The organism is Nocardia wallacei, assembly GCF_029868745.1.
GTDB lineage: Bacteria > Actinomycetota > Actinomycetes > Mycobacteriales > Mycobacteriaceae > Nocardia > Nocardia wallacei_B.
Map to the genome: position 1 here is coordinate 1 of NZ_JARWOP010000128.1, position 19,045 is coordinate 19,045.

19 protein-coding genes are annotated in these 19,045 nt (G+C 69.8%); 9 read left to right on the forward strand and 10 right to left on the reverse strand.

Annotation, left to right across the window (positions count from 1 at the left end):
* Window positions 1-160 precede the first annotated feature (160 nt).
* The 3 genes from QH470_RS10260 to QH470_RS10270 all read left to right on the forward strand — a co-directional run bounded on the left by QH470_RS10260 (window position 161) and on the right by QH470_RS10270 (window position 4,474).
* Window positions 161-2,593 carry a winged helix-turn-helix domain-containing protein gene (locus tag QH470_RS10260; RefSeq protein WP_342228430.1) on the forward strand — a complete coding sequence of 811 codons (2,433 nt, stop codon included), beginning with the start codon at window positions 161-163 and terminating at the stop codon, window positions 2,591-2,593.
* A gap of 230 nt (window positions 2,594-2,823) precedes the next feature.
* On the forward strand, window positions 2,824-3,642 hold the full coding sequence (locus tag QH470_RS10265; protein WP_280272066.1) for an ABC transporter ATP-binding protein: 819 nt from the start codon (window positions 2,824-2,826) through the stop codon (window positions 3,640-3,642).
* A gap of 55 nt (window positions 3,643-3,697) precedes the next feature.
* Window positions 3,698-4,474 (forward strand): ABC transporter permease, encoded by a 777-nt coding sequence (locus QH470_RS10270; RefSeq protein ID WP_280272067.1) that lies wholly within the window; start codon window positions 3,698-3,700, stop codon window positions 4,472-4,474.
* Between the two features lie 129 nt (window positions 4,475-4,603).
* Here QH470_RS10270 and QH470_RS10275 read toward each other — a convergent pair whose 3' ends face one another.
* From QH470_RS10275 to QH470_RS10285, 3 genes are all read right to left on the reverse strand, one after another.
* Window positions 4,604-5,491 carry a hypothetical protein gene (locus QH470_RS10275; RefSeq protein ID WP_280272068.1) on the reverse strand — a complete coding sequence of 296 codons (888 nt, stop codon included), beginning with the start codon at window positions 5,489-5,491 and terminating at the stop codon, window positions 4,604-4,606.
* Between the two features lie 80 nt (window positions 5,492-5,571).
* The gene (gene mscL / locus QH470_RS10280) at window positions 5,572-6,015 is read right to left on the reverse strand and encodes a large conductance mechanosensitive channel protein MscL (RefSeq protein WP_280272069.1); all 444 of its coding nucleotides are present in this window, start codon (window positions 6,013-6,015) and stop codon (window positions 5,572-5,574) included.
* A 69-nt stretch (window positions 6,016-6,084) separates the two neighbouring features.
* Complete coding sequence (locus tag QH470_RS10285) at window positions 6,085-7,938, reverse strand: APC family permease (protein WP_280272070.1); 1,854 nt, start codon at window positions 7,936-7,938, stop codon at window positions 6,085-6,087.
* A gap of 142 nt (window positions 7,939-8,080) precedes the next feature.
* Between QH470_RS10285 and QH470_RS10290 the strand changes: the two genes are divergently transcribed.
* A complete protein-coding gene (locus QH470_RS10290; protein ID WP_280272071.1) occupies window positions 8,081-8,803 on the forward strand; it encodes a helix-turn-helix domain-containing protein in 723 nt (240 codons plus the stop codon).
* Here QH470_RS10290 and QH470_RS10295 read toward each other — a convergent pair.
* The gene (locus QH470_RS10295; protein ID WP_280272072.1) at window positions 8,785-9,177 is read right to left on the reverse strand and encodes a VOC family protein; all 393 of its coding nucleotides are present in this window, start codon (window positions 9,175-9,177) and stop codon (window positions 8,785-8,787) included. The two genes, QH470_RS10290 and QH470_RS10295, sit on opposite strands and share 19 nt — an antisense overlap.
* Before the next feature lie 157 nt (window positions 9,178-9,334).
* Here QH470_RS10295 and QH470_RS10300 point away from each other — a divergent pair, with 157 nt between their 5' ends.
* Window positions 9,335-10,342: an AraC family transcriptional regulator ligand-binding domain-containing protein gene (locus QH470_RS10300; RefSeq protein WP_280272073.1), complete on the forward strand. Its 1,008-nt coding sequence runs from the start codon at window positions 9,335-9,337 to the stop codon at window positions 10,340-10,342.
* Here QH470_RS10300 and QH470_RS10305 read toward each other — a convergent pair.
* The 3 genes from QH470_RS10305 to QH470_RS10315 form a co-directional block, all read right to left on the reverse strand.
* Window positions 10,339-10,572: a hypothetical protein gene (locus QH470_RS10305; RefSeq protein ID WP_280272074.1), complete on the reverse strand. Its 234-nt coding sequence runs from the start codon at window positions 10,570-10,572 to the stop codon at window positions 10,339-10,341. The genes QH470_RS10300 and QH470_RS10305 overlap by 4 nt on opposite strands.
* A gap of 329 nt (window positions 10,573-10,901) precedes the next feature.
* Window positions 10,902-12,605 (reverse strand): AMP-binding protein, encoded by a 1,704-nt coding sequence (locus QH470_RS10310; protein ID WP_280272075.1) that lies wholly within the window; start codon window positions 12,603-12,605, stop codon window positions 10,902-10,904.
* Window positions 12,602-14,269, reverse strand: coding sequence for an AMP-binding protein (locus QH470_RS10315; RefSeq protein ID WP_280272076.1), 1,668 nt, complete (start codon window positions 14,267-14,269; stop codon window positions 12,602-12,604). Before QH470_RS10315 ends, QH470_RS10310 begins: the two co-directional genes overlap by 4 nt.
* Window positions 14,270-14,327: 58 nt before the next feature.
* On the opposite strand from QH470_RS10315, the gene QH470_RS10320 reads away from it, so the two are divergent.
* Window positions 14,328-15,170, forward strand: a complete 843-nt coding sequence (locus tag QH470_RS10320) for a helix-turn-helix transcriptional regulator (protein ID WP_280272077.1) — start codon at window positions 14,328-14,330, stop codon at window positions 15,168-15,170.
* 252 nt (window positions 15,171-15,422) lie between these two features.
* On the opposite strand, the gene QH470_RS10325 is transcribed toward QH470_RS10320, so the two are convergent.
* Together QH470_RS10325 and QH470_RS10330 are read right to left on the reverse strand one after the other, a co-directional pair.
* Window positions 15,423-15,851 (reverse strand): nitroreductase family deazaflavin-dependent oxidoreductase, encoded by a 429-nt coding sequence (locus tag QH470_RS10325; protein ID WP_280272078.1) that lies wholly within the window; start codon window positions 15,849-15,851, stop codon window positions 15,423-15,425.
* Between the two features lie 34 nt (window positions 15,852-15,885).
* Entirely contained in the window at window positions 15,886-16,419 is a 534-nt protein-coding gene (locus QH470_RS10330; RefSeq protein WP_280272079.1) for a YceI family protein, read from the reverse strand.
* 102 nt (window positions 16,420-16,521) lie between these two features.
* On the opposite strand from QH470_RS10330, the gene QH470_RS10335 reads away from it, so the two are divergent.
* Window positions 16,522-17,346, forward strand: a complete 825-nt coding sequence (locus QH470_RS10335; RefSeq protein ID WP_280272080.1) for a helix-turn-helix domain-containing protein — start codon at window positions 16,522-16,524, stop codon at window positions 17,344-17,346.
* 55 nt (window positions 17,347-17,401) lie between these two features.
* On the opposite strand, the gene QH470_RS10340 is transcribed toward QH470_RS10335, so the two are convergent.
* On the reverse strand, window positions 17,402-17,608 hold the full coding sequence (locus tag QH470_RS10340; RefSeq protein WP_280272081.1) for a CsbD family protein: 207 nt from the start codon (window positions 17,606-17,608) through the stop codon (window positions 17,402-17,404).
* Window positions 17,609-17,778: 170 nt separating this feature from the next.
* Between QH470_RS10340 and QH470_RS10345 the strand changes: the two genes are divergently transcribed.
* Window positions 17,779-18,345, forward strand: coding sequence for an RNA polymerase sigma factor (locus tag QH470_RS10345; protein WP_280272082.1), 567 nt, complete (start codon window positions 17,779-17,781; stop codon window positions 18,343-18,345).
* Complete coding sequence (locus QH470_RS10350) at window positions 18,336-18,920, forward strand: Asp23/Gls24 family envelope stress response protein (RefSeq protein ID WP_280272083.1); 585 nt, start codon at window positions 18,336-18,338, stop codon at window positions 18,918-18,920. The genes QH470_RS10345 and QH470_RS10350 overlap by 10 nt, the downstream gene beginning before the upstream one ends.
* The last annotated feature ends 125 nt before the right edge of the window (window positions 18,921-19,045 follow it).

Genomic DNA, 19,045 nt, shown 5'->3' on the forward strand with positions numbered 1-19,045 from the left:
GCGGCGGCCGGCGCCGACCACGTTTCCCCCGCAGCCCGAATACACCCCGCCCCCCTATAACAACCCCGGGGGCCCCCGTCTCCCCCCCGCGCCCCCCCGCCGGCCCGGGGGCCGGGGCCCCCCCCCCCCGCGGGCGCGGCGGGGGCCGCCCCCCGCGCTGGTGCCCCGGGAACGACTGATCGAGAGGCTCCGCCAGCGGCGGGACCGCCGGCTCACCGTTATCCACGGTCCCGCGGGGTTCGGCAAGACCACCCTGGCCGCCCAGTGGTGCGCGGTGCTCTCCGCCGAGTCGACCGCGGTGGCCTGGCTGACCGTCGACCATGACGACAACAACCATGTCTGGTTCCTGTCGCATCTCATCGACGCGATCCGCGAGGTGCGGCCCGCGCTGGCGCGTGAACTCGGCGATCTGCTGGAGGAACACGGTGACGAGGCCGAGCGGTACGTGCTCACCTCGCTGATCAACGACATCGACCGGCGCGGCGAGGATCTGGTGGTGGTCATCGACGACTGGCACAGCGTGACCGCGTCCGCCACCATCGGCGCGCTGCGCTTCCTGCTCGAGGGCTGTAGTCCCACCCTGCGTGTCGTGGTGACCAGCCGCCACCGCACCGGCCTGCCGATGGTGTCGATGCGGGCGCGTGACGAACTGGTCGAGATCGACACCGCGGCACTGCGTTTCGATCTGGAGGAGGCACGAGCGTTCTTGGCCGGGCTGGGCGGACTGGACCTGGATCGTGGCGATGTCGAGGACCTGATCGAATCGACCGAGGGCTGGGTCGCGGCCCTGCAACTGGCGGCGTTGTCGCTGCGCGGCAGCGACGATCCCGGGGCGTTGATCGGCCATCTGACCGGGCGTCATCACGCCATCGGTGAGTTCCTCGTCGAAAACGTCCTGGACACACTGGATCCCGGCATACTCGACTTCCTGGTCGCGACCGCGATCACCGAACGCACCTGCGGCGAGCTGGCCACCGCGCTCACCGGTGTCGCCGACGGCCGGGCGCTGCTGGAGCAGGTCGAGCAACAGGACCTGTTCCTGCGGAGGCTCGATGACGGGCGCTGGTTCCGATATCACCATCTGTTTCAGGATTTCCTGCGGCAGCGGCTGGAACACGGTCCGGCGCAACGGATTACCGAGCTGCATCGGGAAGCGTCGCGCTGGTTCGCCGAGCATCGGCACGTCAGCGAGGCGGTCGATCACGCGTTGCTGGCCGGGGACGAGGGGCGGGCCGTGGAGATCGTCGAGCGGGACGGGATGGCGTTGCTCGAGTACGGCCAGATGTCCAGCCTCATCGGGCTGGTGGGCAAGCTGCCCGCGGCGGCCGTCGAGACTCGCCCACGGCTGCAACTGGATCTGGCGTGGGCCAATATCCTGCTGCACCGCGCCGGTCCGGCCGAGCGGGCATTGAAACTGGTCGAGCAGCAACTCGGCCGGTCCGGGTGCGACGAGACACAAGTGGCGGATCTGCGCGCCGAAGCGGCCGTGGTGCGAGCGGTGGTGGCCGTGCGCGCGGATGTGCTGGACGGCATCGAGGCGATGCTGGCGCCGTGTTTCGCACGCGCCGAACGGCTTTCGCCGTTCGTGGTGGCGATCGCCGCCAACGCCGCGACGCTGGCCGCCGGGTACCGGTGTGATTTCGCCGAAGCACTGCGCCTGCAGGAGTGGTCCGAGCCGTACCTGCGGCGAAACAAGGGCTACTACAACAAGGTTCACGGCCTGTGCTTCCTCGGCGTGGCCGCCGGGCTGCGCCTCGAACTGGCCCGGGCCGAGCAGTACTTCCGCCGGGCCTTGAAGACGGCCAAGCAATCCGGCGGCACACATTCCTACGGGGCACGGCTGGCCGGATCGCTGCTGGGCGAACTGCTCTACGAGCGCGGCGAGATCGAGGAGGCCGAACGGTTGCTGGACGAGGGCTACAAGCTCGGCCCCGAGGCCGGTGTGGTCGACTTCAAACTGGCGCGCTACGTGGTCGGTGCGCGGATCAAAGCACTGCTCGGAGATCGTGCCGCGGCGATCCGGCGGCTCAACGAGGGCGCCCGCATCGCGCGATCGATGGCGCTGCCGAGACTGGCCGCCGAGGTGGAGAACGAGCGAGTGCGGCTCGGTCTGCCGCCGCACCCGGAGTTCGGATCGCTGCCGGTGGTGCGGTACGGCCACCGCCGCTCGCCGGTGGACGCGATCGACGAATTCACCGTGCTGTACGAGGAATTCACCGCCATCCGCCTACTGCTCGCCGATCCCGCACCCGACCGGATCGCGCTGGCCTGCCGGTGGGCGCAGGAATGGGTGGACCGGCTGGAGACGCTCGACCGTCCACGCGAACTGCTGAAGGCCCGCCGCCTGCTCATCGCCTGTCTGGCCGCCGCCGGCCACACTCCCGCTGCGAAGGCCTTGCTCGCCAAGGTAATCGCCCAGTGTGCCGAATTCGGTTCGGTGCGTTATGTATTGGACGGCGGGCCGCACGTCGTGCGAACTCTGGCGGATCTGCGTGCGGATCAGCGCGCGGGACGCTGGGACCCCACATGGCCACACGTGCCCCCGGAGTTCCTCGATGTTCTGGTGGGAGCTGATGCGGCCCAGGAGATTTGAATCCTTGCGGGTCCCTTCGCGGTCGTCGGGCCACTCCCCGCCGCGGCCGTCAGAGCAATGATCAGCGTGACGGGCCGCAGTTGCCGGGGGTACGTGCCGGGTTGTCGGGTCGAGTGGAGGCGACGGTGACTCCGCACAAGATTTGGTGGTGGGGCCATGGTCGGGCTGCGGTATCGGCGGCGGTGGGGCATGGTGGGGCCGTGCACAGCATTGTCCTCGAGGGAGTTGGCGTGGCCTTTGGTGGGCGCACGTTGTTCAGTGGTATCGGTCTGACCGTCGCGGCCGGTCGGTGCACCGCGGTGGCGGGGCCGAGCGGGGTCGGGAAGACCACGTTGTTGCGACTGCTCAACCGGCTGGGTGAACCGTCCGAGGGGCGGATACTGCTCGACGGTGTTCCTATCGGTGAACTCGATGTGCTCGAGTTGCGGCGGCGGGTGGGGCTGGCGCCGCAACATCCGGTGCTGCTGGCCGACGTGGTGGTCGACGAGGTGCGGGTGGGGCGGCCGTCGCTGTGGGACGAGCAGGTCGGGGCGTTGCTGAACCGGGTCGGGTTGCCGGAGACGTTCCTGCACCGGCGGTGTGCGGAACTGTCCGGCGGGGAGGCGCAGCGGGTGTGCCTGGCGCGCGCCCTCGCCGTACGGCCCGAGGTGCTGCTGCTGGACGAGCCGACCTCGGCGCTGGACGAGGCGGCGGCCGAGGTGGTCGGGGAACTGGTTCGGGCACACTGCAAGTCCGGCGGCAGCGCCGTGCTGGTCAGCCACGACAGCGTCTTCACCGCCGCGATCGCCGACGACATCTTCGTCTTGGAGGGCGGTCGCCTGTCCCCGCTCGGCGCACTCAGCGAGGCAGTCGAGAATGCGGTGCCGAACGCGTCCCCGCCGACTGCCGGTAGCGTCGGTGAACCGAAGCCCGTTGCCGAGCGGCAGCATGGCCTCACCGGAGGCACAGCTGCTCGGAGGTCTTCGGCAAAGGCTCGGGTGCCGTGGGATCGGACCGGTGGGCCGGGTCCGGCGGGCGGCGCGGTGGGTGGGGGGAGTGACGGCGGGTGAATTGCCGAGCGGTCGGCGAACCCATCCCCGAACCCGACGATGAATGGATAAGGCTGTGACAGAAGGACTTTCGGTGCCCGACTGGCCGGGCGTGGCGGTGTCGCTGGTGCTGGTGGGGGTGGCGGCGCTGGTCGCCTATCGACAGCATCTGCGGCTCACGCGGGAACTGTTGATTGCCGCGGCGCGGGCGGCGGTGCAGCTGATCGCCGTCGGCGCGGTCCTGCTGGTGTTGTTCCGGCACACCGGATTGCCGGGCGCGCTCGGCTGGGTGGCGCTGATGGTGATCATCGCGGGCCAGGTCGCCGGGCGGCGCGGAGCCGGTGTGCCGCAAGCCATTCGGGCCGCGACCAGTGGTGTCGCGTTCGGCACGGTGGTCACGCTGGGTGCGCTGATCCTGCTCGGGGTGATCTCGACGCAGGCGCGGGTGGTCGTCCCGGTCGGCGGCATGATCGTCTCCGGCGCCATGCAGGCCACGGGCCTCGCGCTGCGCCGCGTCCACGAGGACGCGCGGGCCGCACGGCCCGCCGTCGAGGCCCGGCTGTGCCTGGGATTGCCTGCGCGCGAAGCGTTCCTGCCGTATCGGCGGTCGGCGCTGCGCACCGCGCTGGTCCCGGCGATCGACTCCACCAAGGTGGTCGGCCTGATCAGCCTCCCGGGCGCCATGACCGGCCTCATCCTCGCGGGAGTCGAGCCGCTGACCGCCATTCGCTACCAGATCGTCGTCATGTACATGCTCCTCGCCGCCGCGGCACTCGCCGCGCTGGCCGCCGCCCGCGTCGCCGAATACCGCCTGTTCGACGACGCGCAACGCCTGGTCGCCCTACCCGCCTGACCCGCGACATTCTTTGTCGTCTGCAAAGTTTCGACAGGCGTTCGGGCGTCAGGGAATTGGACGTGGCGCCCGAATGGCAGCCCGCGGCCCAGCTCGCGGCGTGGTCGCTGGTACACGGCTTCGCCTCGCTCAGGCGCGCGCCACCGCCATCTGCTGGTCGGCATCGACCCGTGGTCCCCAGAAGTTCAGATGATTGGCCGAATGCCGCAGCGCCGTCGCGCCGGGGAGGATCTCCCGCACGGCGTACTTGTCGTGCGGATAGTGCTGTAGGAATGTGGCCAGCGTCGCCGCGGTGATACCGGCCTTGCCCACCACCTCCGCCGGATCCTCACCGAGCCCGGCGACGACGTCGCGCAGTCGGCCGCGCAGCAGGCTGTCGGTGCACCCGGCGATCATCGCGAAAGGGTCCACCAGCGGAAGGTCGATGGCCAGCGCGTAGGCCCGCGACAGATAGGTGTCGGCCAGGTCGGCGTCGCCGTAGAGGTCGCCGGGCAGGCAGTAGTCGAACCAGTCGATGGTCCCGGTGTCGGTGCACGGGTCGCCGGAAATGCCTTGTCCCGCCAGCTGATTGCCGAGCGGGAAGGTGTGCCCGGCGCTACGGTGCGGCGAGGCGAAGGTGTGCAGCCAGTGGCACTGCGGCAGCCGATCACGCAACGCGCCGGATACCAGTTCCCGCCCGACCAGCGACGCCACGGCGGCGCCCTGCCCGTACCCGAGAATGCCGAAGCCGCCGCGATGTTCGCGGATCAGCCGCACCAACTCGGCGACGCCCATATCGCGCGCCGTCCGATACGACGGCTGCCCGAGCACATCCAGCAGCGCGTCGCCGCCACCGGCCAGCGGACCGAAGGCGACCGGATAATTGAGGTAGACGACATCGAAGACCCGCCGATCGAGCAGATCGGTGACACCGGTGAGCATGCCGATCTCGGTGCGCGGTTCGATCCGCCCTAATTCCTCGGCCGCCGTGACGGCCTCCCAGGTTCCCGGAATGCAGAAGAGTCTGTGCTGTGCCACATTTCGAGAGTGCGCCGCGGACGGCTCGGCGGCGCGAGTAGCGCGGTACTCGAATTTCGCCGAGCCCCGGACCGGTCGGTTCAGTCCACCGTCGACCGGACCGCCTTGTCCATCAGCCGCACGGCCTCCGGCGCCTGCGGCTGTTTCGCCTGCGCCCGCAGCAGATCCCGGATCTCGACGAGCAGTTCGGTCTGGGTGGGTTCGGCCGTCTTCTTGCCGCCGAAACGCTTCTTGAGATGGTTCATCGGCATGATCAGCACGAAGTACAGCACCGCCGCGACCATCACGAAATCGAGCGCGGCGCTGATGATCGGCCCGACCGCGATGAAGGTCGCGGGCTTGCCGGGGACCAGCTGCACACCCAGGCCCAGCTGGCTGTTACTGCCCAGCACCGCCAGGAGCGGCTCCACGACTCCCTTGGTGACCGACTTGACGATCGCGGTGAACGCCGTACCCATCACGACCGCGACCGCCAAGTCGATGACGTTTCCGCGCATCACGAAGTCTTTGAAACCTTTGAGCATGGCGCCGTGCAACCCCAATCCGAACAGTCGACGTGTATCGCGGCGGAGTCTAACGATCGGCGGGCGATGTCAATCGAGGTGGATGGTGATGGTCGCGGCGATCGCGTCGGTGTGCCGGTCCAGTGCCTCGGCGATGATCGGGGCGCGCTGGTTGTGCAGGATCCGATACCGCCGCCGGCGCGGTTCGATGCGCGGCAGCAGCACCACCACCTGCAGGTCCGGTGCGGTGAGCCGGCGGGCGTAGTCGACGATCGGCTCGACCATGCCGTGCCGCGGGCTGGGCAGCACCTCCAGTTCCAGCCCGGGATCCCAGGAACGCCACTGGTCGACCAGCCGGGCGGTGGTCACCGGATCGATGTCCACGGCGATCGGACGTACCTGCTCGCCCAGGCTCAGCGCGGCGTCCAGCGCCCGGCGGGTGAGCCCGCTGACCGCGACCACCGGCACGACCACCACCGTGCGCCGCGCCGGATCGCGCCGCGGCGCCGGTATCGCCGTGCCCATCCCCAGTTCCGCGGCCACCTCGCGGTAGTAGTGCTCGGTGCGGTCGAACAGCAGCATGAGCGCGGGCACCAGGAACAGCAGCAGCCAAGCGCCGTCGGTGAACCGCTCCAGGAAGAACACCACGGCCGCCAGTGCCGTGAGCATCGCGCCGAACCCGTTGAGCAGCACCTTCCAGCCCCAGTACCGCCCATGGTCGCGGACCCACCGGCGTACCAGACCGGTCTGGCTGATCGTGAATCCGAGGAACACCCCGATGGCATAGAGCGGCAGCAGATGATCTACGCGAGCATCGACGAGGATCAGCACCAGCCCCGCCAGCACGCCCAGCGCCGCCACCCCGAACCGGTATACCGGCCGCTCGGCGCGCAGGGCGAACAGGTGCGGCATCCGGTGATCCTCGGCGAGGCGGCTCAGCAGCACCGGCAGCCCGCCGTAGCTGGTGTTCGCCGCCAGCCCCAGCGCCCCGGCGACGGTCACGTTGGCCACCGCGAACAGCACCCCGGTCCCGAAGGCCGCCGCCGCGAGTTGTGCCAGCAGGGTCACCCCGTCGCGCGGCAGAACCTCGTGCGTCGCAATCACTTTCGCGGTGCCCAGCAGCAGCACGCCGAGCAGCAGGCCGAGCGCGACCTCGGTGTGCTGCGCGCGGCGCACGGCGGGCGTCCGGAAGGCGGGCACACTGTTGGCGACGACTTCTACCCCGGTCACCGACGACCCGCCCGCCGAGAAGGCCTTCAGCAGGAGCAGCGGGCCGATCACGCCGGGCGCCTCGTGGAACACCGACGGCGTGCCGATCGTGGCGACCGGCTCCGCCCGCAGCAGACCGACCACGATGATCGCGCCGATCACCACGATGTAGAGCGCGGCCGGCGCCAGCAGCACCTTCGCGGATTCGGCGATGCCGACCAGGTTCACGGCCGTGAGCGCCGCCAGCGCTATCAGCTCGGTCGCCAGCAGATGGTCGGCGATCAGCGGGAAGAGGCTGCCCAGCGCGGCCGCCCCGGCGGCCAGGGCCACCGCCACCGTCAGCACATAGTCGATCACCAGTGCGGCCGCCGCGAGCAGGCTCACCGGGCGCCGGAACTCCCGCTGGGCCACCGCGTAGGAACCGCCGCCGTCCGGGAACTCCGCGACCACCTGCCGGTAGGAGACGACCAGCACCAGCAGCAGGACGGCGATCGCCACCGCGACCGGCACCGTGTAGCGCACGGCCGCCGCGCCAGCGGTGACCAGCACCGACACGATGGCCTCGGGCCCGTAGGCGATGCTGGACAGCGCGTCCAGCGACAGCGCGGCCACGCCGCCGAGGGCCGTGAGCCGGTAGGCATCGCCGCGATGGTGGCGGCGCAGGCGGCGATCGCGGATCCCGTAGCCGCGGGCGGGTGCGTCCGGGCCGCGGGGGTGCGGAGCCCTGCGGATCACGGGCGGGGCGCGGGTCGATCCACGGACGGGTCTCCTTCGGCTGCTGAACAGGGCAGGGTGGAGCTGTGGCCGGGTCTCAGGTTACGGCCGAACGACCTCGGCACCGGCGTTCGTGTCGGCGTGGCGCGCTAGTCTCGGGCGAGTGGAGACCCGTCCGCCGCCGGCCTACCGCGAGCGCCCGTCGACCGCCGTCGGGGGCGCGGTGGTCTGGTCTCGGACCATGGGCCCTGGCGAGGAGACGCCGGTGCTCCCGGACGGTTGCATGGACGTGCTGTGGACGGGGGAGCGGCTGCTGGTCGCCGGACCGGACACCCGTGGGTACGTCCCGCCGGGCGCGGCCGGGACGAGGATCGCCGGTATCAGATTCTTTCCCGGCACCGCGCCCGCGCTGCTCGGCGTGCCCGCCCACGAACTCCTCGACAGTCGAGTGCCCTTGACGGATCTGTGGCCCGCCGCCGAGGTGCGCGCGCTGACCGCGCTGATCGCCGCCGCGCCCGATCCGCTGACGGGGCTCGAACACCTGGCCCGCCGCCGAGTCACCGCCGTCGACCCCGTGCTCGCGCACATCGTGCGGCGGCTGGCGGCCGGGTCCACGGTCGCGGCGACAGCCGACGAATTGGGCCTCGGCGCCCGCCGGTTGCATCGAATGTCATTGTCGGCGTTCGGCTACGGACCCAAGATGCTCGCGCGGGTGCTGCGCCTGCAGCGCGCGCTGGCCCTGGCTCGCGCCGGAATTCCGTTCGCGGAGACGGCCTTCCGCGCCGGTTACGCCGATCAGGCGCACCTGGCGCGCGAGGTCCGGGAGCTGGCCGGAAAGCCGCTGGGGCAGTTGGTTTCCCGCGCCGATCAGGACAGCGGCGCGTAGAGGTCGACGCTGTTGCCGTCCGGGTCGTGCACGGTGGCGTAGCGCTGGCCCCAGAAGGCGTCGAACGGCTTCAGCTCGCCGTGATATCCGGCGCCGGTCAGCTCGGCGTAGAGCGCGTCCACCGCGCCCGGCGAATCGCACTCGAACGCCAGGCCGAGACGGCCGGCCTCGCCCCGCAGATTCGCGACGGCGTCCGGGGCGAACGAGCGGATGTTCTCGTCGGTATCGAGCGTCAGCCGGAACCCGCCCGGCAGCGTCGCCTCCACGTGGCCGCCGAGGTCCTCGCCGAATTCCAGGCCGAGGCGGCGGTAGAAGGCGAGCGCGGCCGCCAGGTCGGACACGATCACACCGATCACGTTCAGTCGAACAGTCATATTCGCACCGTAGAACGCGCGGCGGGCATGGTCTTGAACGAATCGGACAGCGTGTCCGCGGCCACATATGATTCGATTTCCGGGAGCGAAACGGCCTGTGCGATATAGCGTTTGTGTATAAGAAACTTGCTTGTGGAGCCACCGGGCAGGAGGGGCGTTGGGGACGGATCAGACACTGCTGCATCGCTTCGTGCTGTCGCAGCTCACCGCGGCCGGAGCGGATCGCGATCGAATGCTGCGTGAATGCGGCGTCCCGGAGTGGACACTGACCGGGTCGGGCGTACAGGTACCCAGTGACACCTTCTCGCGATTATGGGAGGTGGGTGAACGCGCGCTGGACGATCCGAGTGTGGCCCTGCACGTCGCGAGCAGATACCGGCTGCCCGCCCTGCGGCTCTACGACTATCTGTTCTCCAGCGCGCCCACCCTCGGCGCCGGCCTGGCCACCTGCGGCCCGTACGTCACGGCGGTCACCACCAACCACCGCTTCGACCTGATCGCCGAGAACGACGACGAGACCAGCCTGTACGTCGACATGATCGACGGCGAGGGCCGCGGCCGCGACCACACTCAGCTGTGGGGACTGGTAGCCGTGCTGACCCGGGCTCGCCAGGTCGTCGACGCGCCCTTGCATCCGATCCGGGTGGCGTTGCGGCAGGACGCGCCGCGCGACGTGCGGCCCTTCGTCGAGGTGTTCGGTACCGCCGCGATCGAGTTCCGCGGCCCGGTGGACGCGATGACATTCTGCGCGACCGATATGGAATTACCCCTCACCACAGCCGATCCCGTGCTGGCGGAGGTGCTGGAGCCGCTGGCCGCCGCGCTGCCCCCGCCGCCACCGCTCGAGACGGCTTGGCCGGAACGGGTCGCCGCGGTGCTGGCGCGGGCGTTCGAGGAGGGCGAGGTCTCGCTGGAGTGGGTCGCGCGCCGCATGGCGATCAGCCCGCGGACGCTGCAGCGCCGCTTGGCCGAGGCGGGAACGACCTGGCGACTGGAATTGGACCGGGCCCGGCTGGCCCGGGCCGCCGCGGCGGGCCCGGTGAGCCGGGAACGGCAGGCGGAGCTACTCGGCTACGCCGACGCGGGCTCGATGCGCCGCGCGGCGCGCCGGTGGTCGATGGTCGCGCGCTCGGGCCACCTCGACGAATTCGATCGCCAGTCCTAGAACCGCAGGTTGCTGGCGGCGATGTTCCAGAACGTGCTGCGGTCCAGCGAGCGGAGATCCCAACTCTCGGCGATCGCGTGCGAGGCGCTCACGATGGCCTGGACGTCGAAGTCGTCACGCGTTGCGGTGCCCTTCGCCTCCAACTCCGCGATCACGTACTCCGTCGCGGTCTCGAGGGTGTTCAACACGGTGTTCTCCAATCGGTCGTAGGTGTACGTACGGTCGATCACGGATCGTGTTGCCGCGGTGAGGGACCGCGGCGTGCACCGAACCGACACCACGTGGGCGGTCCCTGTCGTCCTGGCCTGGTGCTTCTGGTGGAGGGGTGAAGCACCCCGCGAACGACAGGCACCGGTGCCACGCGGCGGGCACGGTGCCAGTTTTGCGCCTCCCCTCAGGTATGACCAGCACCGAACACGCCACACTCGGGCAAACGCGCCAATTTCCGTCGGCCGTGACGCAATCGATGCTGTTCCGTCCGGCGAGTTGCGGTGCACCGGCGCGCCCGTGCCCGGACCGTCGGCCGGTCGACGAGCGAATGCGGTGCAACACGCGAGCGTTACCCGGATGCCGGGGGCAGCAGATCCTCGTAGCGGTACTCGGTGTCGATCGGCGTGCCCGCGGCGTGCGCGGCCTCCTCGCGCCGCCGCAGTTCCACCCGGCGGATCTTGCCGGAGATGGTCTTGGGCAATTCGGCGAATTCGACCCGGCGCACCCGCAGATACGGGGCCAGCTGGTCGCGGGCGTAGGCCAGGACCGCCCGCGCGGTATCGGCATCGGGTTCCCAGCCGGCCGCGAGCGCCACGTACGCCTTGGGGACGGCGAGGCGAGTGTCGTCCGGTTGCGGGACCACCGCGGCCTCCACGACCGCCGGGTGCTCGATGAGCACGCTCTCCAGTTCGAACGGCGACACCTTGTAGTCGGAGGACTTGAACACGTCGTCGGTGCGCCCGATGTAGGTGATGTAGCCGTCGGCGTCGCGGGTGGCGACATCGCCGGTGTGGTAGTAGCCGCCCGCCATGGCGTCGGCGTTGCGTTGCGGGTCGTCCAGGTAGCCGGTCATCAGATTCACCGGTTCCGCGGCGAGGTCCAGGCAGATCTCGCCCTCGTCGGCCACCGTGCCGGAGATCGGGTCGACCAGCACCACGGGAACGCCGGGGGCGGGCCGTCCCATCGAGCCCGGTTTGACCGGCTGTCCGGGGGTGTTGCCGACCTGCAGGGTGGTCTCGGTCTGGCCGAAACCGTCGCGGATCGTGAGTCCCCACGCCTTCTCGACCCGCGCGATCACGTCGGGGTTCAGTGGTTCCCCGGCGCCCAGTACCTCGCGCAGGCCCGCGGGCCGCTCCCCGAGATCCGCCTGGATCAGCATGCGCCACACCGTCGGTGGCGCGCAGAAGGTGTTCACCCCGGCCCGGTTCAGCTGCGCGAGCAGTGCGGCGGCGTCGAAGCGGCCGTAGTTGTAGACGAAGATGGTGGCCTCGGCGATCCACGGCGCGAACAGGCAACTCCACGCGTGTTTGGCCCAGCCGGGCGCACTGATCGCCAGGTGCACGTCGCCGGGGCGCACGCCGATCCAGTACATGGTGCTGAGGTGGCCGACCGGATAGCTGATCTGGCTGTGCTGCACCATCTTCGGCTTGCTGGTGGTGCCCGAGGTGAAGTACACCAGCAGTTCGTCGGTGACGTCGGTGACCGCCTCGAACGGGCCCGCCGCACGCACGTCGCCGGAGTCGGTGTAACTGTGCCAGCCGGACGCGGGCGCACCGACGACGATGCCGGTGTACTCGCCGTCCACCTGCTCGAATTTCGCCGTGTCGGCGGTGTTGGCGATCACGAAACGCACGGCGCCCCTGGCGATCCGGTCGCTCAGGTCGGCCGGGCCCAGCGCCGCGGTGGTCGGCATGACAACCGCTCCGAGCTTGGCGATCGCCAGCATGGATTCCCACAGCTCGACCTGGTTGCCCAGCATCACGATCACCCGATCGCCCCGGCGCACACCGATGTCGGCGAGCCAGGTCGCGACCTGGTCGGAGCGGCGGGCCAGCGCGTCGAAACTCACCCGCTGTTCGCGCCCGTCCTCCTCGACGATCCACAGCGCGGTGCGGTCGTTGCCGCGGGCGATCACATCGAACCAGTCCGTGGCCCAGTTGAATCTGCCTGTCAGCAGCGGCCATTCGAACAGCTTGCGGGCCGAGTCGTAGTCGGTCGCGGTGCCCAGCAGGCGGTCGCGGGCGGCGCGGTACAACTCGGTGTTGGTGGTCATGCCGATTCTCCTGTTCTGTCGATATCGGGGCCGAACAGCCGCGTGGAGATCTCGCGCATCTCGACCTTGCGGATCTTGCCGGTGACGGTCATCGGGAATTCCTCGACGACGTGTACGTAGCGTGGAATCTTGAAATGCGCGAGCTGCCCGGAACAGAACTCGCGCAGCGCCGCGGCGTCCAGGGCGGGTGCGCCCTCACGCAACCGGATCCAGGCTACGAGTTCCTCGCCGAATCTCGGGTCGGGCACGCCGACCACCTGAGCGTCGAGGATGTCGGGGTGGGTGTAGAGGAACTCCTCGATCTCGCGGGGGTAAATGTTCTCCCCGCCGCGGATGACCATGTCCTTGCTGCGGCCGGTGATCGCGACGTAGCCGTCGTCGTCCATGGTCGCCAGGTCTCCGGTGTGCATCCAGCGGCCGGAATCGATGGCGGCGGCGGTCTTCTCGGGATCGTTCCAGTACCCGAGCATCACCGAGTAGCCGCGGGTGCACAGTTCGCCGGGCTCGCCGCGCGGCACGGTCAGCCCGGTCGCGGGGTCGATGATCTTGATCTCCAGATGCGGCCCGACCCGGCCCACGGTCGCCGTGCGCTGGGTGAGGGTGTCGTCGCGGCGGGTCTGGGTGGATACGGGGGATGTTTCCGTCATGCCGTAGCAGATGCTGACCTCGCTCATCCCCATCCGCTCGATCACCTGCTTCATCACCTCGACCGGACAGGGCGACCCGGCCATGATGCCGGTGCGCAGCGTGGACAGGTCGTAGGTGTCGAAACCGGGCTCGGCGAGTTCGGCGATGAACATCGTCGGCACCCCGTACAGCGACGTACAGCCCTCGGCCGCAACGGTTTCCAAGGTGGCGCGCGGATCGAACGCCGGGGCCGGGATCACCATCGCCGAGCCGTGGCTGGTGGCGGCGAGATTGCCCATCACCATGCCGAAGCAGTGATAGAACGGGACCGGCAGGCAGATCCGGTCGGCCTCGGTATAGCCGCACAGCTCGCCGACGAAGTAGCCGTTGTTGAGGATGTTGTGATGGGAGAGCGTGGCGCCCTTGGGGAAACCGGTGGTGCCGGAGGTGTATTGGATGTTGATCGGGTCGTCGAGGGAGAGCGCGGCCTGCGCCGCCGCCAGCTCGACCGGATCGCCGGCGCGGCCGCGATCCAGCAGTGCGGACCAGTCGGGGCCGTCCAGCAGCACCACGTGGTCCAGGTCGGGGCAGTCGGGGCGGACCTCGTCGATCATCGCGGCGTAGTCCGAGGTCTTGAACTCCCGGGCGGCCACGAGCACCCGGGCGCCCGCCTGCCGCAGCACGTAGCGCAGTTCGTGCGCGCGATAGGCGGGGTTGATGTTCACCAGGATCGCGCCGATCCGCGCGGTCGCGTACTGCACCAGCGTCCACTCCGCGCGATTCGGCGCCCAGATGCCGACCCGATCACCCTTGCCGACGCCGGTCGCGAGCAGACCGAGCGCGACCGCGTCCACCTCCGCGGCGAACTGCCGATAGGTCCACCGCACATCGCCGGCGCGGTCGACGAGCGCGAGCCGATCGCCGTGGATCGCCACGGTGCGATCGAGGTTGGCTCCGATCGTGTCGCCCAGCAGCGGCACGTTCCATGCTCCATGCGTATAACTGGCCTGCTGGATCCGGCCCGTTGTCGAACTCACGGGAATTAGGATCCAGGTCACATTCCCCCGCCCACTACCCCCGGAAAGGGGTACCGAGATGGAACTGCTGCGACCCCGCGATGCCGACGCGCTGCGCGCCGAACTGCGCCGGGTCGCGGTCGACTCGCGGATGCCGGTGGTGTTCGGCGGCCAGGTGCACGGGGAGACGCTGATTCTCTCGGAGTTCTTCGGGACCCGCACCGCCGCCATGCGCGGGCTGGCGGTCTCGCCGTCGTCGGGGGTCGGGGGCGCGGCGGTGTCGAGCAGGCGGCCCACCTCCGTCGCGGACTACCGGATCGCCTCCACCATCACCCACCACTACGATGCCCCGGTGCTGACCGAGGGCTTGCGGGCCGTGGTCGGGGTGCCGGTCGTGGTCGGCGGCGAATCGCGCGCCGTGCTGTACATCGCCAGCCGCGACGCCGGGCCGATCGGCGGCCGTGCGGCCGAGTTGGCGGTGCAGGCCGGTCGGCGGCTGGCCGTGGAGCTGGCGATACGCGACGAGGTTGACCGGCGGTTGCGGTTACGCGAGGCGGCGATCGCTCCGACGACGGACGCCGTTGTCGCCGAACAGCTTCGCGACATCCATGCCGAGGTGCGCGGCATCGCCCAGACCGTCACCGACCCCACCGCCCGCACTCGATTACGTGAGCTGTCCGAACGTCTGGCCCGGCTCGTGTCCGGCCCCGAAATCCCCGACGACGCACCGGCACTGGCGCCCCGCGAGCTGGACGTACTCACCCACGTCGCGCTCGGGTGCAGTAATGCCGAAGCAGCACAACGTCTTTCGCTCCGGACGGAAACGGTCAAGAGCTATCTGCGCAGCGCCATGGTGAAACTGGGCGCCCACACTCGCCACGAGGCTGTGGTGCGGGCGCGTCGGGCAGGCCTGCTTCCCTGAGGGGTGTCCGCGCGCCGCGTTCGATCCCCCGGAATGCCCCTGGCCCGCGCTCCAGGGAGCACGGGCCAGGGATGTTGTGCCGCCGCAGGGTTGTTATGCCGCCGCAGGGATGTTGTGCCGCCGCAGGGATGTGCTGCGGCACGGTTGTTCAGTCGCGGCAGGGTTGTTGTGCTGCCGCAGGTTTGCTGTGCGGTGGCACGGTTGTTCCGCTGTTGCGCGGTTGTTGTTGCGCCGCAGCGGGTTTGGCGGAGGTCAGGCGCGGCGGAGAGCGAGGACCGGGATGGTGCGGATGCCCGCGGTCTTTTCGGCGTATCCGGCGAAGCCTGGGTAGCGGCCGGCCTGTTCGGCGTAGATTCGGTCTCGGTCCGGGCCGGTGATCTCCTGGACGGTGACGTCGTAGCGTTCCGTGCCGCGCTCGACGGTTGCCGTGCCGGCCGCGGTGAGGTTGTAGTACCAGTCCGGGTTCGTGGGAGCGCCTCCCTTGGAGGCGAACACGTAGATGAGGTCGGGGTCCTGCTCGTCGGCCAGGTACATCATCGGGCTGACCGATTCGCGCCCGGACTTGCGGCCGCGATGGTGCACCAGCAGCATCGGGGCACCCTCGAACTGGCCGCCCACCCGGCCCTCGTTGGCGCGGAACTCGGCGATGATGTTGCTGTTCCAATCGTTGGCAGTGCTCATCGGACTCCCTTCGCGGAACGGACCGGGACCAGTCCTACGGCTCGATGAGCTGGATGTCCAGCTCGATGGCGATCTTGTCGCTGAGCATAGCCGTGGGTACCGCCGTGGCGACGTCGAACTCGCTGCGCTTGAGGGTGCCGGTCGCGGCGAATCCGGCGCGGCGCTTGTTGTCGGGCGCCTCCTGCACGCCGCCCCACTCGACCTCGAGGGCGATGGGCTTGGTCACGCCGCCGAGCGTCACCTCACCGGTGACCTCGAAGTCCTCGGCCACCCGCACCGGCTCGACGACCTTGAAGTGCAGGGTCGGCCGCTTCTCGACGTCCAGCAGGTCGGCGCTGCGGACGTGCTCGTCACGCTGGGCGTTGCCGGTGTCGAACGAGTCGAGGTAGACGGTGGCCTCGATGGCGGCCGTGCCCGCCTCGTCGACGACGAAACCGGTCTCGAAGGAGTTGAAGCGCCCGCGGACCTTGGAGATCCCCAGGTGGCGGACGGTGAAGTTGACCGATGAGTGGGCGGCGTCGAGCTCCCAGGCGCCGGCCTTCAGGGTGGTGTTCGTAGAAGTCGTCATGTCCACCATCATTTCCGGACCGCGGTCCGTTTGTCCACGCCGCCGCTATCCTGGTACTGCCAGGGCGCGGATAACGCAGCCGGGATCGGACAGGATGGTGGCGTGGCACAGTCGGAATTCGGCGAATTTCTCATCGCTCGGCGCGCGCGGTTGCAGCCGGAGGACGTCGGTCTGCCCGCGGGTCGCCGCCGCCGCACGCCGGGCCTGCGCCGTGAGGAGGTCGCCGCCCTGGCCGGGGTGAGTGTCGACTATCTGGCTCGCCTCGAGCAAGGCCGGGATACCAATCCCTCCATGGCGGTCCTCGGCGCGCTGTCCGAGGCATTGCAGCTCAACGAGGTCGAACGCCACCATTTCGGCAAGCTGGCCTTCGGTCTGGAACACGCGGCCGGCGGCTGCCCGTCGCCCGGCCGGGCGGAGGACCAGGTCTCCGAGACGCTGCAGGCGGTTCTCGACGCGCTGCACCCGACTCCCGCCGTGGTGCTCGGCCGGTGGCAGAACATCCTCGCCGGCAACGCCGCCTGGCGCGATTTCGCCGAGCCGCTCGGTGTCTACGACGACGGGATCGACGGCAATCTCGCGCGGTATGTGTTCGCCCATCCGGCCGCGCCGCAGCGCTGGCGCGACTGGCCGGTGGCCGCCGACATGATGATCTCCGCATTGCGGGCGGCGCGTTCGGTCTGGCCCGACGAGCAGGGGCTCGGGTCGCTGATCACCGAACTGCAGGGCCGACCGGAATTCGCCTGCCGCTGGCGCGAGCACATGGTGGGTGAATTCCGCACGGGCACTGTGCATCTCGACCATCCCCAGCGCGGCGAGATCGAGGTCGAGATCGAGACCCTCAACCCGGCCGCCGATCAGACCATTCAGGTCTGGCTGATCGGCCGCCGCCAGGCCCACGCCCCCGGCTTGCGGCTGGTGAACGAGTAGCCCCGGTTCCCGCCCGCAGTCGCCTGCTGTGGCGAACTGCGGGCGAACTCGAGTTCTACTTCCCGAACCGGTCCCGCAGCTTGTTCACGGCGTCGCCGACGGCGGCCTTCACATCGTCGGCGGCCTGCTTCACGCCCGCCTCGGCCTGATCGGTCCTGCCCTCGTCGCGTAGCTTGTCATCGCCGGTGACCTGCCCGGCGGCTTGTTTCGCCTTGCCGCTCAGGTCGTCGACCGTGTGGGCGAACTTGTCGTTGGCGGACATCACGAACCTCCGTTGTCGAATGAGTGCGGCGCCGATCGGCGCACATGTTCAAGACCGTGCCGGCGCGGTATTACTCACTCGGCAACCTGTGAGACAACGATCACGGATAATTCCTCGTGACGATTCCCGCTCGCGTGTGTCGATCGAGGGAGCAGCGGAGGAGGTGTTGTGTGAGCACGACGGCTACCGCACCCGAGGCGGCACTGGACGACGCGACCCTCGCCGGTCGGGCGCGCGACGGCGATGTCCGGGCCTACGAGCAACTGGTGCTGCGCTATCAGGGGCCCATGTTCCGGCTCGCGGCGAAGATGCTGGCCGACCGCGGCGAGGCGGAGGACGTCACCCAGGAGGTGTTCCTGAACGCGTGGCGCAGAGTCGGCCAGCTCCAGGACGACTCGGCGTTCGCGGGCTGGCTGTACCGGATGACCACGAACCGCTGTCTGAACGTCATCAGATCCCGGCAGCCGTCCGCCGACGTCGACCCGGACACCACCGCCTCGCCGCGCACCGACACCCACCCGGAGCACGCGGCGCAGGTCAACGGCCAGCTGGCCGCCCTCACCGCGGCGCTGCAGCGGCTGACGCCCGAGCAGCGGGCCTGCTGGCTGCTGCGCGAGGTACACGGCCGGTCCTACGACGAGATCGCCGAGATCGTCGGCACCAACGGCACCGCGGTCCGCGGCCGGATCGCCCGGGCCCGAGCACAATTGGCGGAGGTGATGAAGCCATGGCGGTAGGCCAGACCACCGACAGCGACTACCTGCTTCCCTGCGGGCGCGGTCTGGAACAGGTGTGGGAGCGGCTGGACGCGGTCGATGCCGGACTCGCCGACGAGCACGAACAGACCTGCCCGCACTGCGCCGCGGCCCGCGAGAGCCTGCTCATGCTGCGCGGCGCGACCCGCGAACTGGTCGAGGAACCGGATCCGCCACCCCCGGACCTGTTCGGCCGCATCATGTCCGCCGTGCGCACCGAGGTGCGCCGGGGCCGGACCGTGGACCTGCCCACCCCGCATCCGGGCTCGATCGAGGTCAGCGAGCAGGCGGTGGCGGTGGTGCTGCGCTACGCGGCCGACACCGTGGACGGCGTGCGGGCCCGCGGCTGCACCGTGCGCTCGACCGGACCGGGGTCCGACGGCGCCACCGTCGTCGAGGTGGAGATGACCATCTCGGTGCGTGCCGACGGCCGCAGCCTCGGCGAGGTCGTCCCGCAGGTGCGTGAGCGGGTGCGGGCGGCTGCCTCGGCGCGCATCGGCCTGATCCTGCAACGCCTCGACATCTCGGTCGTCGATATCTACGAGGAGTTTCAATGATCGTGTCAAGCCGCAGTTCTGATCGGGGCTGGTGCCTCGGTGGTGAACGTGCGGTTGTCGCGTACGAGCGCCCAGATGACGTCGATCAAACGGCGGGCCAGTGCGATGAGGGCTTGGGTGTGGAT